This window comes from Paenibacillus sp. JNUCC-31 (assembly GCF_014844075.1).
Classification (GTDB): Bacteria; Bacillota; Bacilli; order Paenibacillales; family Paenibacillaceae; genus Paenibacillus.
This window is the reverse complement of record NZ_CP062165.1, coordinates 305315-320435: the sequence shown is the minus strand read 5'-3', so window position 1 is coordinate 320435 and position 15121 is coordinate 305315. Positions and strand designations below refer to the sequence as shown.

Genomic DNA, 15121 nt, shown 5'->3' with positions numbered 1-15121 from the left:
AGGGGCACCAGCGGAGGAGAGACCAGCGTTTCTCCTTCGCTTTTAATTGCGGTTCATGTTGAGATGTGGGGGCTATGTAGATGGATTTGAACATTTTGGCAATGCTGGTCTGGACGTTATCGGGTTCGGTTTTGCTGTTTGTCTTGATGTATGTAGATTCGTTGTTCACAAAATATAAGGATTTTGCCGAAGTGAAAGCGGGCAACATGGCCGTTACGACACGCATGGTCATGAAGCTTTTCGCTCAAGGTTATGTGCTCGCTACCTCCATATCGACAGCGGGTCATCTTGGAGAAGCGTTACTGGTATCTGTCGTTTCGTTTATCATTTTGTTAATTCTGGAGAGTGTGGTTCATTTCATGATTCGGACGTGGGCTAATCTGGATCTGGATACGGGAATTCAGCAGGGAAAGACAGGTTACGGTTTATTCTCAGGTGCACTTCATATCGTGGGCGCATTAATTATTGCAGCTTGTTTATAAGATAAAGAACAGGAGTAATAGGCATGAGTGTGTGGAAACGGATTAAAGGGATATTAGCGAAACCGGAACCTCCCCGGGCAGAAAAAACGATGCTCCAACTGACACCTGGTGATATCTGCGAGGTTTCACTGGTAACCTATGAAGTTGTTGGACGTGTGCATCATCGCGCACGGAATGCGGCTGTCCTTACATTGCAGGATGGTACAGCAATTCGGCACTTGCATATTGAAGAACGGGAAATGACACGTTATGCTCTCTATACACCGATCGATGGTCGGCTTGATGCACCTGATGAGGTGCCTACCTTGCTGGACCTGGATGGGCGTGCGTATCACCTGGAGGAAGAATACGGAGGAATGGTAACCACTGCAGGAAGGACACCCTATGGTCAGGCTGGAGAGCAGCTCGTATGGCAATATCAGTCGGATGATAACAAACTTCTGCGTGTGGAGTGGCAAGACAGAAGATTTACACTGTATGAGGGAGAGTCCATTCTTCCTGCGGATATCAAAGTGATTCGTTCGAGCTAGGAGAGGTTCCAATGAAAAAGCGCTTGGCACACGGATTAAAATTAATGCTGGTTCTCAGCCTTGTGATGTCCCTGTTGTCCGCGTGCGGAGCACCTTCCGTTCAGGACACATATCCGCTTGAATCGGTCAGTGGCAGTGGTAACACAACGTCCTATGTGTACCGGGCTGCCGATCGAACGGTTCCGGAGGTAGCTCAGGAATTGTCTGAACAGCGTAAACCGGATCAGATTTCGGCGGAAAATACAGAGCGGATGTTCCTGGTGTATCAGGACCAGTACTATCATTTACAACAAGACCCGAATAAACCGGAGGATACCTTGGTTGAAGTCGATTCCAAGGAATATGTTCGGCAGAACTATGATTCATCCTTTTTGCAAGGGTACTTAACTGCAACGTTAATTGGTAATTTGTTTGATACTTTTGGAGGTCATCGATCCGCCGGAAAGTATCGGGGCTATACGAACAAAGACACGTACAAACCGAGTGAAGGTTCTTATCGAACGCCAACAAATAATGATAAAAAGGCCGCCCCACCGATTACGGTTGATCGAAAAGGATCAATTACCCGGCGTGGCAGCGATAAGGATTCGAGTGTAGGCTCGGGTGGAGGACTATTCAGTCGGAAAAAGGAACAAAGTAAGGGTACCATCGATCGTAACAAGAGCAGTGGTGGCCTGGGAGGATTATTTGATTCACCGAAGAGTTCTTATAAAAAGCCGAAAACAAGGGTTGGCGGCGGCCGGATCATGAGGCGCAGGTAATATGAATTCTTGGGCAGTGGTTTGATAATGGATATTGCTAAATGTTTGGCAAAGGAACAGTGAAAGAGGTAGGTGGAGAAGTTCTGCCACTAAAAATTACCTTGGACGCTGTTCTTTTTTTACGATTTACGTACATGTTGGGATTTACGCACGCGGTGAATAGTTGTCGCGGGCTGAAGACAGGTTGGGTTGTACTTGTCAACAACTGGCTTTCGAGCTACACTTTCTAAAACGATTAAAATGTCCTAGGGAGGATCATATACCATTGAAAATGAACTCACATTCGGTTGATATGACGACTGCCAAATTTGTCCGTAAGGCTATTCAGGTCCCGGATGCTCAAGCAAAAATTGCAGCTCATGTCACTTCAGGTCCGATAGAAAAAGTAACGCTAGAAACCGCGCATGGCCGAACACTTGCGGAGACGATCCATGCCCCTCATCCTTATCCGTTCTTTCGCCGCTCCGGAATGGATGGCTTCGCTATTCTAAGCTCAGATACAGTTGAAGCATCAACGGAGCAGCAAATATGGTTGCGTATTATTGATGAAATTCCATGCGGGTACACATCAGATCTTACGATTATATCCGGTACAGCGGCCCGGATCATGACAGGTGCTCAGGTACCGGAAGGTGCAGACGCGGTTGTCATGATGGAAATGACGGAAAGCAAAGAAGAGCATGGCGAACATTGGATTGCACTGAAGCGACGTATTGAAACGGGTGTCAACATTACACCCATTGGACTGGAAGTCCAAGAAGGACAATTACTACTTGAAGCAGGAACCATCATTCAGGCAGGCGAGCAGTCCGTGCTGGCAACATTCGGTTTCGCTCAAGTGAATGTATATAAGCGTCCTAAGGTTGCAATTTTTGCCACAGGGACTGAATTGCTGGACGTGGATGAACCGTTACAACCGGGGCGAATTCGAAACAGCAACAGTTATATGCTGCGCTCTCTGGTCGTTGAAGCAGGAGGGGAGCCGGTTATGTATGGTTCAATTGCGGATGATGTGGAAACGGCACGTGTGAAGCTGGCAGAAGCGGTTGAACATAACGATATGGTGGTTACAACTGGCGGGGTATCGGTTGGGGATTATGATATTATGGGTGATCTGGTTCGGGAAAGGGATATGGATATGCTGTTCAATAAGGTAACCATGCGTCCTGGCAGTGTGACAACAGCTGCTGTAATCCGTGATAAGTTACTCTTTGCCCTTTCAGGCAACCCCGGGGCGTGCTTTGTCGGATTTGGATTGTTTGTTCGGCCAGCGATTCGCTCAATGCAGGCCGATCCACATCCATATCTGGAAGAATGGACGGCCATTATGGATGAAGCATTCACGAAGGTGAATAATTTCACCCGATTTGTACGTGGACGGATCGAGATACGCAATGGGATGGTGTATGCCAAACCTGCTGCTGCCCGTATAGACGAATCCAGTGTCATGATTACGATTAAGGATAGTGATTGTCTGATTGTTGTTCCACCAGAGAAAAAAGGCATTCCTGCGGGTGAACAGGTACGCATTCTTAGACTTCCCACAGGACAAGTAAGGTAGGTCATACATGAATATGATACGTAGTACAGCACCATACATTGTTCAGATCGTCGGATACAAAAACACGGGTAAGAGCACGTTAACGGCTGCTCTAACCCGGTTTCTGACATCTATTGGACGAAAAGTAGCAGTAATTAAACATGATGGACATGACCATTTTGAGATGGATCATGCAGGAACGGATTCTTATGGCTTTACGCAGGCAGGGGCTGCAGCTGTGGTCATCATGTCGGAGACTCGTACAGCAATTATGGAGCAGCAACCGACTAGGTTGGATAATATGTTGAGTTACCTGGCGGACTACGACTGGATTCTCATTGAAGGGTACAAACAAGCGACTTTTCCCAAGTTGCTTCTAGTACGTGAAGAGAAAGACACTTCTTTGATAGAGACATTGCATGGAGTGATTGGCATTATCTCATGGTTGCCGTTTGAAAATGATAAGTTAGTCCAGGCAGAGGGAAATCCTGTATGGCATTCTGTTGATGAGACTGAACAGATCGCGAAGTGGTTGATATCGTTAGAGGGTAACGTTGAGGAGAATTCTTGATTTTCTTACGTAAAAAATATTATGTAAACTCATTTATTGTATCGATTAAAAATAATCGATTGGTTGCTTTCATGATATGAAAATTACGAATAGACAAATAGCGATCCTTACCAGAAAATCTTCCTGAACGGATCGCTATTTCGTAATTCTTTTTAATACCTTGAGATACTGAACCGGAAAAAGGTTACATGCCATCATCCGTACGGCGTTCAATAGCTTCCGACATTGTTTTGTCAGTAAGATGAGCGTAAATCTCGGTTGTTTCTGTAGATGCGTGTCCGAGTTGCTCTTTGGTTTTATAAATATCATTCTGCAGATAATAGTCGGTCGCAAAGGAGTGACGCAGTTTATGCACAGTTAGATACGGTTTGCCAAATCGTTTGGCGTACTTCATAATCATCGCCTGTATCGCTCGTTTGGTCATCCGGCTTCCTTCGGAATCCCCGTTGCGAAGAGCGATAAACAACCCTTTTTCCCGCTTGGGTGTACGGTAACGTGATTGACGCAGATTGATATAGGTTGCGAGCTCGTCCTTGGCTTGCTCTCTGAAATAAACGGGTGTTTTAAAGGTCTCATCATTATTACCTTTGCGATATACGTATAACAGCTTGTTGTTCAAATCGAGATCATCCACGTTCAGGTTCACAACTTCCGATACACGCAATCCCGAATTCAGAATGAGGCTTGCAATACATGCATCCCTTTCTTTGTTTAACTCATGCGAATATAGTGCCTGCTTGTTTTTCTCCATATCCACAGCGTATCCTTCAAGGATATACCCGATAAATTCCAGCAGTTCTTCCTCTTCCAAGAGCTTTCCTTTTAATTTCGCTGCGGTATCTTTTGGCTTATGGGTACGTTTAATTTCAATTTTTGCCATGATGTTTCGTTTTAGCAGAGGATAGAAATCTTCATCTTCAGCAATCTGACTTAAATAATGAAACAGTGAACGCAGGGATGAAAGCTTGCGGGAGACCGTGATTCTGGAGTTCGCTCCTTCACGTTTGGTGGCCAGAAATAAACGGTATGAAGTCACTGATTCCATTCGCAGCACTTCCAGTTCAGTCAGTGTAACCTCTTTATTGGAACCAGCCTGGGACAAGCCTTCTGCTCGCATCCAGCCAAAAAAGGCTTCATAATCCCTTATGTACTCAAGCAAGGTAGACGGTGATAAATCGGGTAATTTATAATCAATGAATTGCTGAACGAACCAGGGCATGGAAGGAAGTTTATCATCCAGCTTGCGTCGGTCGATCTCTTTTTGCACATTGGTCAAGTTCTGCACCTCCATGATAATATATGTTCTAAGGTATGCTATAACTCAGTGTACCATATTTATATCGTCACAGCAGTGCACAGAACCCTATAATGAAGATCGATGTTTCCTTGCCCTTACGAGCTTAAGGCATTAAAGTATGAATTATAAGTAGAGCAGAGGAGTTGAACCGGATGAGTATGAAAATAGAGCTGGTTCCTCGGGAACGAAGTCAGGTGATTCGTCATTTGATGCAATTTTATCTATATGATTTTACGAAGTATCTTAATATTGATGTAGACAACAATGGCATTTTCCCGGAGTACCCTGGACTTGACGCATTTTGGACAGAAGAGGACACCAAGTTTCCTTTTCTCATTACGAGTGATGGGTCACCAGCAGGGTTTGCATTGGTCGAACGTTGTGAACCAGGCAGCAAGGATAATGACTATTATTTAACCGAGTTTTTTGTCATGCAGAAATATCGACGTAGCGGGGTGGGGACTTGGGCCGCTTATGAATTGTTCCGACGTTTTCCGGGGAGATGGAAAGTGACCCAGGTTCGGAATAATGTGATTGCACAGGCGTTCTGGCGTAAAATTATTGGGGATTACACCGGAGGCCATTTTCGGGAAAAGTTCCATCCTGAACTGGGCAACCCGAGTCAGTTTTTCGTAACCTGATTGACTTATTGACGAGTGTAGTCACTGCTACAAGAAATCCTTCGAAGTTTTACATAAATCACATAGGAAGAACGGGTATATTGTCCAAGTATAGGGTAATAAATACGGAACACGGATCAGTATTTTTATACCCTTTCACTATTCACAATTCTGTACCTAAATTTACCAAGCTCGGAGGAATAAACCCAATGGAACTACGTAATTACGGAAACACGGACATGAAAGTAAGTACACTCGGGTTTGGCGGAGCAGAAATTGGCAAAAATGTATCTAAAACGGAAGTGGAGAAACTACTGAACAGTGCGCTGGATGCAGGATTAAATGTGATTGACACCGCGGAGTGCTACGGGGACAGCGAAGAATTGATCGGTGAGGTGCTGTCGCATCGCCGAGATGACTATTATTTGTTTACCAAATGTGGACACGCCGCTGGGATAGAGGGTCCCGACTGGGATGCCAAAGTTCTGGAGCAAACGATTGATCGAAGTCTTAAACGGTTAAAAGCAGACTATGTGGATGTCATTCATTTGCATAGTTGCTCAGAGGAAGTATTGCGGCAAGGAGCAGTTATTGAAGTACTCCAGCGGGCCAAAGAGGCCGGCAAAACAAGGTATATCGGGTATAGCGGGGATACGACGGATGCTTTGTATGCGATTCAGACAGGAGTGTTCGACAGTTTGGAAACGTCGCTGAACATTGCGGATCAGGAGGCAATCGAATTTACGTTACCTGAGGCGAGAAAGAGAAACATGGGTGTAATCGCCAAGAGGCCGATTGCCAATGCGGCGTGGACATATGATACGCTTCCGGAAGAAGCATACCCTTATGTCTATTGGAAGCGCTTAAGTGAATTGAATTACGGTTTTCTGAGTGAAGATGCCCAGACAATAGTAGAAACAGCACTGCGTTTTACACTAAGCACTGAAGGTGTGGACACCGCAATTGTAGGGACAGCGAAACCGAACCGCTGGCAGCAGAATGCTGATCTCGTAGCTCGCGGACCACTTCTTCAGAATATATATGATGAGATCAGAACGCGCTGGAAAAAAGTTGCCGGAGCCGATTGGACGGGCCGCACCTGATCCAATGAGAATGGATAAATAGAGACCATTTGCCGAAAGCCGCCATATGGCGGCTTTTATATTGCCAACAACCTTATATTTTCAACATATGAAAAATTCACAATAGTAAATATTTTTTAAATTCAGTCGAATCCTTCTTATATGAATCATGAAAAAGTGATCATTGTACTGTATCCAGTACTCTATCCAGGTTCGCAAAACCTATGTAAGTCACTATTTTCAACGAATTTGAGAAAAGCAGCCTTCAATCCTCTTTATTATATTATTTCAACATATGAAAAATTCATAATAGAAAACCAATTTATCTCCTTAGATCATACCTGCTCATATCTTCTTCCCTGCACCCTCCATGTTAACAAAACGGAAGTGAGAACAGCTCCTTGCCCTTTAGGCACAGGATGCTTGCAATTGCTAAAAAACCATACATATAAGGCCAAAAAAAGCAGTATTTCTCCAAGTACAATGCAGGGATACAATGAAAGAAGACTTTGGAGAGCAGGGGGGCACAACATGAATCAATTGATTGTTTATCCACACCTGAGGGTGTCAGAGAGCACCGTGACTTCAAGGTACGGGTACGTCGACCGGAGGAAGATTGGCAAGAGCTGTTTGTATATGAGGCCCAGGTAGATATGCACCAGGTTAGGCAAGCCTCAGTAGCTTATTTTGATATGTTTGGAACGATCGAGGTTCGAGTGGCGGCGAGCTTGTGCTCAAGCCCGAGCAGGGAAATTTCGATATCAATGCCTTTTCACAAGAAATTACCTTCACTGTAGGAGATGAAGCTAAGAATTAGGAGAGGAGCTTGCAACATGCAGAAGGACCAAGTGATCTCAGGCCATATCGAGCTGGATCAGAACATTCTCCTGGATTACCAATATCATGTTCAAGGTGCTTCCCAAGAGACATTGGTGTTCATTCACGCCCATTCGGTGGATCGACGCATGTGGGGGCCGCAGATCGAGCATTTTGCTTCACGTTATTCAATTCTTTGCTATGACCTCAGAGGGTATGGTAGATCTTCCTTGCCCCTGGAGGGACAGCCCTTCCTGCATGCAGAGGACTTGCGAGCACTTCTGGGGCATTTGAATATCGACTCCGCCGCACTTAGTCGGACTGTCGTTGGGATCATTTGTAGCGCTCGATTTTTGGGCTCTGTACCCGGTGCATGTGCGGTCGGTGACTGTCGCCAGTGGGGCAATTCCTGATCCGAAACCGGACATTCCACCAGCCCTAGTGACGGATGTGCCGCAATTCAAGCAGGAATGGTTTGCACATCTGCTGGAGGGATGCGGGGAAGACCGGAACGGTTATCAGGATAGGCTGTGGGCTATGATTGCTGATTGGAAGGCTTGGCAATGCACCCACCGCGAGCCAAACTGCATTTTGGGTGAAGCACTTCTGCCCAGGCTACTTGCATCGCAAGCTCCAGCTCCGGTATGCGTAGTGAATGGAGCAAAGGATTTCAAGGGGGCACATCGCTCCGCGGATCGACTTCTGGAATGCCTGCCTCATGCGCTGTGCGTTGATTTACAGGAGGCAGGCCATTTTTCCAGTATGGAGACACCTCATGCGTTCAATGCTGCTTTACAAACATTTTTGGAAAAAGGAGGAGACATTAATGATTCAAAATCCGATTCTACGCGGCTTTAATCCGGACGCATCGATCATTCGCACAGGTGATGACTATTATATTGCAACCTCCACGTTCGAATGGTTTCCAGGCGTACTTATTCATCATTCCCGTGATCTGGTACACTGGCGCCCTGTATCCAGACCGCTTGACCGTCTGAGTTTGCTTGATCTGAAAGGCATCCCAAGCTCGGGAGGGATATGGGCTCCTTCCTTAAGTTAAAGACATTACTATATAGCAATATTTGCAGAACGTTATTTGTATTGATTGAACACCCAGACATAGATGGTACAGTTTCGTTTGAGTAAATTATGCAGTATAACTGATGTGGTAGCGCAACGTTGAATGATTAAGTTGTCACTTCGGAATAAAAGGTGAATTTGAAAGTAGTGTTTAATCAATTGAATATTATTTTGACTCTGACCGTTATCTGAAATTAAAGAGCGGTCTTTTTGCTGTTATGGAAATTACGATGAATTACGCTTCGACTACTTATGGAAGGGATTGAGGGAGTGATCTCAAGACTAAACATATGATTTAGACCAAAGACGAGTAGATACCAGTCTTAAGTTGGAGGAGCTACCCGGACTTGAATAGGATATGTAATCCTGCTTGAGAATGATGGAAAATAAAGGGACTGATTATATGATATACAAATAAATAATATGAATTAAGAAATGAGGTTTTTCAAATGAAAAAGAAAAGAAGATTACGTACTTCAAAGGGTTTCACTCTAATGGCAGTTGGTGTGTTATTTTCCTCGTTACTTGCTGGCCCCACGGCATTCGGCAACTCGGTTCCTTGGAGTGAGAGCAAGTCCAGATCAGAACCAACAACCGTTCATAAAGGGGCCATGACTACAGTCGATGTTGAGCAATTTGCGGATGATTTCTTTAATCAACCGGAAATCAAAAAAAAGCTCGTAGGTGCAGCTTTTACAGTCGTTGCGGATAACAAGGTATTGTTAAACAAAGGGTATGGCTACTCCGACTTAAAAACAAAATCTGTAGTAGACCCGGAGCAGACGATTTTCCGAATGGCTTCCATTTCCAAAGTAATGACAGCCACTGCTGTAATGCAACTTGTAGAGCAGGGGAAGATCAAGCTGGATGAGGATATAGAAAACTATCTTGGTGGGGTGACTATAACGAACCACACAGGAACACCTGTCACGATGAGGCATTTATTGACGCATACATCAGGGTTTGATTTTACCGATTATATTTCTGCTAACAATGTAAATGATGAACAGCCCTTAGAGCAATTTATTAAAGGTAACCTGCCTTCAGTCATACGAACGCCTGGTGAGAGTTACCGGTATGATAATTATGCTTTTAATCTTCAGGGATATATTATTCAGCGAATGGTTGGCTATCCATTTGAAGATTACATACAGGAGCATATTTTTAAACCCCTGAATATGAAAAACAGTGATTTCCGCATGAATGAACAAGTCAAAAAACAGCTTGCCACGGGTTACGGAACAGATGGCCAACCAAAGGAACAGTATCCAAATGACCCCGTTATTATGCCAGACGGAGGGATGTTTGGCACGAGTGGCGACATAGCCCAATTTATGCTGGCCCATTTGAATGAAGGGAGTTACGGCAACTCCCGTATTCTCTCAAAAACGACAACAGAAGAAATGCATCGCACGCAAGTCAAAGTTCAAGAGCAGGTACCCACTATGGCTTTAGGATTCGAAAAGTTTTATCGGCACGCATATCATGGCCAAATGGTTATTGGAAAAGGGGGAGATTTACCCGGCTATCATTCATGGATGTGGTTGATTCCAGACAAAAAGGTTGGCGGATTCGTCATAACCAATAGCGACACAAGCCAAGACATTGGGGAAGAATTGTTTACTGCATTTATGGATTACTACTATCCTCAAGAAAAACAGAAAACAACGGAATGGTCGATGAATACAAATGAGCTGGATCAGTTTACGGGAACCTATCGCTATCTTCGGCAACCTTACTTGTTCTTTGACATCGTGAAGCAGGAGGGGAAACTTTCGATTTCAGGTCCGAATGGAATACATACTTTAAAGCCAGTTGGAGATCTGTTGTTCGTTGATGACGAAGGAAACCAAGCAGCCTTCAAGAAAGATGCAGACGGCAAAATCACCTATCTGGATTACATTTTACCAGACTCATGGTTCAGTAAAATACCTGATCTTCCTAAATATTCTGACGTAGCAAATGACGGATATTTAGCAGCTATTTATCGCTCAACTAAATTGTTTATGCCGCATCATAATAAAAAACGATCTACACACTATTTTCCTGATGAGGCTGTTACGAGGGGTGAATTTGTATCCCAATTGATTCAGTTTGCTAATTTAAGACCTTCGGATAAGCCGGTAATCTTTAAAGATGCCGAAGGACACAAGTACGCATCTTCGATTCAAACACTTGCAGACATTGGAATATTGGTAGGTAGTTCTGATGAGTTGTTTTATCCAGATCGTATTATCAGTCGCCAAGAAGCAGCTACAATCCTCTGGAGGCTCTCTTCGAGTGTAAACTTACCCATGATCTCGGCAGAAATAGCCGATAAACCTGCTCCTTGGGCGGATGAAGCCGTAAAGTTTGTCGTTGGGGCAGGGATCTATGGACCAGATGTAACAATAAACGATGAGGGAATGATCGACTATCGATCGAAAGACCCTTTGCTGCGCAAGGAAAGTGCGGTAATTTGGGATTGCTTTATTAAAGTTTTGACTTCAGGACTATAGATGACGGAGGCTTAACGGTAAGACTCCACTGTAAATCACGTGTTGCTCCAACATTAGTGCGAGATTAGGAACATAGCAAGAGATATTTAGTTGTGAAGTGTAGGTTACATCATTAATTTTATAACAAAAATTCCCGCTGAGCTGGATGGAGAACAACCACATGAGTTCTAGAATATTGAAGCCTGTTTTTGTGTTTTTTATAAGTGTACTTCTTGTTTTTCTTATCTCGGTCCCAGCCTTTGCAACGGCCAGAATACAAATAGGGGAAACCCCTTCTGGAATTCCTTATGACGAGCTGGGGGAGAATATTGATAACTATGTAAATTCCCATATTGGAAAATCAACTCCTGGCGCCGCGGTTGTGGTCACTAAGGGTGACAGGATTATTTTTTCCAAGGGTTATGGATATGCCAATATTGATCAAAAGACTGCTGTTGATCCTGCTTCAACCGTATTTGCCTACGGATCTATTAATAAAGCGTTCGTCTGGACTTCTGTCATGCAAATGGTGGAAGCGGGCAAGATGAGGCTAGATGAAGATATTCGGGCATATTTTTCAAAAGAGATTGCGGAAAGGCTGCGTTATGACAAGCCAATTTCAATGCTGGATATTATGAGCCACACTGCTGGCTATGAGCAGCATCCGCTAAGTACGTTTACACGGTCGAAAGAGAGCCTGACTTCATTGGAAGAGACGCTACTGTCTAACCAGCCGGAACAAATCTATGAACCTGGCACAGTGATTGCCTACTCCAACTTTGCAACGGCTTTGGCTGCTTTGGCGGTGGAGAAGGTGAGCGGAGAATCTTTCTCGGACTACGAGATGAACCATATCCTAAAGCCCCTAGCCATGAACCGCAGCACGGGTCATCCGACGTTAGCGGATCACCAGGATTTGCTGAAGACAAAAGCAACAGGTTACGCTATGAAACAGGATGGCGGTTTCGAAGCGAGAGCGCCCTATTATGTTCCTATGTATCCTGCGGGGGCCATGGAAGGTACGGCGGAAGATCTAGCTCGGTTCGCCATGGCTCTGTATGACCCGAATAGCCCACTCTTCATCCAGCCGGACACCGCGCGGAAGATGCTCTCCCGGAGTTATACCCCAAACGAAGAAATCCTATCGAATGCACATGGCTTTTGGGAATATCGGGCAGACCCGCACGTCGTTGGACACAGTGGGAATGTTAAGGGTTTTTCCAGCAACTTTGCGATCGTTCCCGAAGAGCAACTTGGCATCATAGTCTTGACCAACATGGAGATAGAGCAGAAGCTCGCTGCTGGTATCATTAATCTACTGATTCAGGACCAAACGAAAGAAACGGAAAACACTGTACCGGCTGCCGGGTTGTCTCCCTCCGGGAAAATCGCAGGATATTATGTCCAGTCGGGTGGCACGTACTCTACGTACCATGAGGTTATCAACTACCTTGGTTTAATAAAGGTGCAACCGAAAGGTGAGCATGATCTGATCTTGAGCGTGATGGGAATGACCGGAGAACTCAAGCAAACCAGTCCAAATGTATACCAATTTGCTAGGTCCGACAGTCCAAGTTTCGAAAGGTTGGCGCCGATTCTGTACGCGGAAATATCGGACGAAGGTGTATTACGATTGAGCAAAGGGATCGCCACGGATATATTGCCGATCAAGGGAAGTCGATCGCTTCCTGCCCTGATCACCTATTTGATATGGGTTTCCTTAGCTATCCTTTTTTTTCTGGTGGCTCCATTCGTTTTATTGATTCGGTGGCTTCAGCGCAGAAGAAAGAGTACTATGGTAAGAACTAACCATTTAATGTCGTCCTTTATCTTGTGCGGGACACTTCTGGTCGTTAATGTCCTATACCAGCTGGTGAGTGCAATGATCAATGAAAACGTGACGGTGGACCAAATGAACTTGGGGGTCTTTATCAATTGGGTGCTAGCCTTGCTAGCCACAGGGCTGTTTGGGATCTCCGTTGTTAAGGGCGGATATCCCCCGCGATCCAGATGGCAGAAAGTGTCGCATACTGTGACAGTAATATTGTTTTTCGGTTTTGTGCTGGTAATGGCCCAATGGAATTTTTTTAATTTTATCCCTTAAGAACCGTACACTTTCCTTATAGAAATCAACTTTTGCCTAATCCTTTTCTTTACTCAAGAAAGAGGAGAAGAGAGGTGCAATGAAAAGTATGTATACTACCGTCAGGAGGATGTATAGCAAAGTTGATATTTTGTTAACCGGAGCTTAGATGCTCCGGTTTTTTGTGGGCAAAAAGTTTTACGGCTACACTATAAAAGGTGGGAGTGCTCCTCATCCGCCTTATTCTAAGGATGTTCAGTCAGACTGGACAAAGGAACGGTTAATTCCTGCTCCGAGTTTCCGATCAGATAGATCCGAGCTGTTTCATCCTCATTAACATGCTGGATAAAGATAGGGGTATCGTTGTAAGTTACATTTTTCATAATGGCCGATTCAGAAATTTCAATCGCTCTTTGTTTGTTCATGAGAATTCTCCTTATTCTGAAAGCTCATTCGATTGATCCATATGACTGTGAGTGGCCTTTTTTATTTCTTGGTCGAGTTTCGATTGTCCCTGAATTTCTGCGGCAGTCTCCATCTGATTGTTCAGCTGCTGCTCGATCTGTCCTATTCCATGCGCTTCTTGTTGCTGTTTGCTCTTAGCCAAAATGATCCCTCCATGTAGTGATCAGATCTTTAAAATCCCTGCATCACTACATTGCACCAAACAGTAAGAGCTTATGCAAAATTTTTCTCGCAAATCTGATTTAATAACCATTTTGTTCCCCACTACGATTCCACTGACAAGTCATGAAGCAAGAGCCGAATGGAGGGTAGGTCACATCGGTAAACCATTTCGTATTGGATGCCGTAAAGTTGAAACCTTTAGTGGACTTTTTACACACTGTCTGCACTTTTGGGGGGATATTCATCTCATACTCTATCAAGATCAGTTCAAGTGTCCGTTACGTCTTGCTTAGTTACTCATACATTATAGAGTCGGCAGAATTGGATGAAGACAGTACATTCGTTGAGACAGGCACGGATTGCGAGGTTTAGAGATTCAACGTCATGACTTGTCTTTTTTCTGAAAGTTGTCCTTGCCACACACAGATGAAAGATTTTATTAGGAGGCGAAATGATGACAAGAAAAGTCGTGATCGAGATTAATTTCAACAACTATGGTTTTGACCCGCAGCGTCTGACAAGAGAATGGCTGGAGCGAAGAATGGACATTTTTCGCAGGTTTACGCTGAACTGTCTCAAGGCGCAGACGAATCAGGATTTCCTGACCGTAGTGAAGCTCTCAAAGGAATCTGGAGAGTTGATGCAGGAAATTTTGGCAGAGCAGGAACCTTTGCCGGCCAATATCCGTTTCGGAACGCATATCGAAAGTGTTCGTGCCATACTCGCCTTTGCGGAAGGACATGAAGACATTTACATTGCCAGACTGGATTCGGATGACCTGTACCACAGAACGTTTGTTCAGCAGCTATATAACGTGCAGCCAAAGACAGAGACGATGGCACTAATCAACCAGAATGGGTATCTGTGGGACAGCGTCAATAATGAGATGGCACCGACATTTCATCGTTCACCGCAATTCTATGTGTATCTGTATAAAACGGAGCAATACGCCTCAGGATACCGCGTCAAATTACCAGGGAGAGGCACCCATGGAAATGTCATTGATCTGCCACATGAGTTGCTGCCTCCACGCAATTATATCAATGTTGTTCATTCCAGTAACACCTCGGTCAAAAAGGTTCCACCTAAAGACCGGCTGAGTGGAGACGAGATTGAACAAGTATTAAGGGAATTCATGATCTGACCAAAGGCGTT

The 15121-nt window shown here is 44.6% G+C and carries 15 protein-coding genes and 1 pseudogene; 13 read left to right on the top strand and 3 right to left on the bottom strand.

The features are described 5' to 3' along the window. Positions 1–80 precede the first annotated feature (80 nt). The 5 genes from JNUCC31_RS01255 to mobB all read left to right on the top strand — a co-directional run bounded on the left by JNUCC31_RS01255 (position 81) and on the right by mobB (position 3884). Positions 81–482: a DUF350 domain-containing protein gene (locus JNUCC31_RS01255; protein ID WP_192267831.1), complete on the top strand. Its 402-nt coding sequence runs from the start codon at positions 81–83 to the stop codon at positions 480–482. A 23-nt stretch (positions 483–505) separates the two neighbouring features. Beyond that, on the top strand, positions 506–1012 hold the full coding sequence (locus JNUCC31_RS01250; protein ID WP_192267829.1) for a DUF4178 domain-containing protein: 507 nt from the start codon (positions 506–508) through the stop codon (positions 1010–1012). Positions 1013–1023: 11 nt separating this feature from the next. After that, complete coding sequence (locus JNUCC31_RS01245; RefSeq protein WP_192267827.1) at positions 1024–1773, top strand: DUF4247 domain-containing protein; 750 nt, start codon at positions 1024–1026, stop codon at positions 1771–1773. Between the two features lie 271 nt (positions 1774–2044). After that, a complete protein-coding gene (locus JNUCC31_RS01240) occupies positions 2045–3334 on the top strand; it encodes a molybdopterin molybdotransferase MoeA (RefSeq protein WP_192272636.1) in 1290 nt (429 codons plus the stop codon). A gap of 7 nt (positions 3335–3341) precedes the next feature. Then, on the top strand, positions 3342–3884 hold the full coding sequence (gene mobB / locus JNUCC31_RS01235; protein WP_192267825.1) for a molybdopterin-guanine dinucleotide biosynthesis protein B: 543 nt from the start codon (positions 3342–3344) through the stop codon (positions 3882–3884). 184 nt (positions 3885–4068) lie between these two features. Here mobB and xerS read toward each other — a convergent pair whose 3' ends face one another. Next, positions 4069–5175 (bottom strand): tyrosine recombinase XerS, encoded by a 1107-nt coding sequence (gene xerS, locus JNUCC31_RS01230; RefSeq protein ID WP_192267823.1) that lies wholly within the window; start codon positions 5173–5175, stop codon positions 4069–4071. 158 nt (positions 5176–5333) lie between these two features. On the opposite strand from xerS, the gene JNUCC31_RS01225 reads away from it, so the two are divergent. The 7 genes and pseudogenes from JNUCC31_RS01225 to JNUCC31_RS01195 all read left to right on the top strand — a co-directional run bounded on the left by JNUCC31_RS01225 (position 5334) and on the right by JNUCC31_RS01195 (position 13360). Continuing rightward, on the top strand, positions 5334–5822 hold the full coding sequence (locus JNUCC31_RS01225) for a GNAT family N-acetyltransferase (protein ID WP_192267813.1): 489 nt from the start codon (positions 5334–5336) through the stop codon (positions 5820–5822). Between the two features lie 188 nt (positions 5823–6010). After that, positions 6011–6904 (top strand): aldo/keto reductase, encoded by an 894-nt coding sequence (locus tag JNUCC31_RS01220; RefSeq protein ID WP_192267811.1) that lies wholly within the window; start codon positions 6011–6013, stop codon positions 6902–6904. An 812-nt stretch (positions 6905–7716) separates the two neighbouring features. Beyond that, positions 7717–8112: an alpha/beta fold hydrolase gene (locus JNUCC31_RS01215; protein ID WP_192267810.1), complete on the top strand. Its 396-nt coding sequence runs from the start codon at positions 7717–7719 to the stop codon at positions 8110–8112. Then, entirely contained in the window at positions 8027–8557 is a 531-nt protein-coding gene (locus tag JNUCC31_RS01210; RefSeq protein ID WP_192267808.1) for an alpha/beta fold hydrolase, read from the top strand. Before JNUCC31_RS01215 ends, JNUCC31_RS01210 begins: the two co-directional genes overlap by 86 nt. Continuing rightward, positions 8526–8756 (top strand): annotated as a pseudogene (locus tag JNUCC31_RS01205) (family 43 glycosylhydrolase); the annotation flags it as partial. The gene JNUCC31_RS01210 and the pseudogene JNUCC31_RS01205, both read left to right, overlap by 32 nt. A gap of 472 nt (positions 8757–9228) precedes the next feature. Further along, a complete protein-coding gene (locus JNUCC31_RS01200) occupies positions 9229–11277 on the top strand; it encodes a serine hydrolase domain-containing protein (protein ID WP_192267804.1) in 2049 nt (682 codons plus the stop codon). 160 nt (positions 11278–11437) lie between these two features. Continuing rightward, on the top strand, positions 11438–13360 hold the full coding sequence (locus JNUCC31_RS01195; RefSeq protein WP_192267802.1) for a serine hydrolase domain-containing protein: 1923 nt from the start codon (positions 11438–11440) through the stop codon (positions 13358–13360). Between the two features lie 224 nt (positions 13361–13584). Here JNUCC31_RS01195 and JNUCC31_RS01190 read toward each other — a convergent pair whose 3' ends face one another. Both JNUCC31_RS01190 and JNUCC31_RS01185 read right to left on the bottom strand, forming a co-directional pair. Further along, on the bottom strand, positions 13585–13764 hold the full coding sequence (locus tag JNUCC31_RS01190) for an H-type small acid-soluble spore protein (RefSeq protein WP_192267800.1): 180 nt from the start codon (positions 13762–13764) through the stop codon (positions 13585–13587). 11 nt (positions 13765–13775) lie between these two features. Continuing rightward, the gene (locus tag JNUCC31_RS01185) at positions 13776–13946 is read right to left on the bottom strand and encodes a hypothetical protein (RefSeq protein WP_192267798.1); all 171 of its coding nucleotides are present in this window, start codon (positions 13944–13946) and stop codon (positions 13776–13778) included. Positions 13947–14420: 474 nt separating this feature from the next. On the opposite strand from JNUCC31_RS01185, the gene JNUCC31_RS01180 reads away from it, so the two are divergent. Further along, the gene (locus JNUCC31_RS01180) at positions 14421–15110 is read left to right on the top strand and encodes a glycosyltransferase (RefSeq protein WP_192272634.1); all 690 of its coding nucleotides are present in this window, start codon (positions 14421–14423) and stop codon (positions 15108–15110) included. Positions 15111–15121 lie beyond the last annotated feature (11 nt).